Origin of the sequence: Mesorhizobium sp. Mes31 (assembly GCF_024519675.1) — a bacterium.
Taxonomy (GTDB): Bacteria; Pseudomonadota; Alphaproteobacteria; order Rhizobiales; family Rhizobiaceae; genus Mesorhizobium.
The window spans coordinates 1-222 of record NZ_JALJRL010000091.1; the positions used below are offsets into that span (position 1 = coordinate 1).

General features: G+C 59.0%; 1 pseudogene. It reads right to left on the reverse strand.

The features are described from left to right. Positions 1–222 (reverse strand): annotated as a pseudogene (locus NR193_RS33430) (diguanylate cyclase); the annotation flags it as partial.

The following is a 222-nucleotide window of genomic DNA, read 5'->3' on the forward strand; positions in this document are numbered from 1 at the left end:
TGCGGGCAACGAGCGTGGTCGCCGTCGCGACCTCCGATTTCACCAGATCCATCTTATCAAGGGCGTCGATGAAGTCGGCCGGTGTTTCGAAATCGAGGTCGATCTCGCCGGATTCGAAGGCGTTCAACGTGGCATTGAAGTCAGTGCCGTAATCGATGAACTCGACGCCGTCGAGCGGCGTTTCACCACCCCACCACTTGCCGTTCTCGCGACGCTTGACGA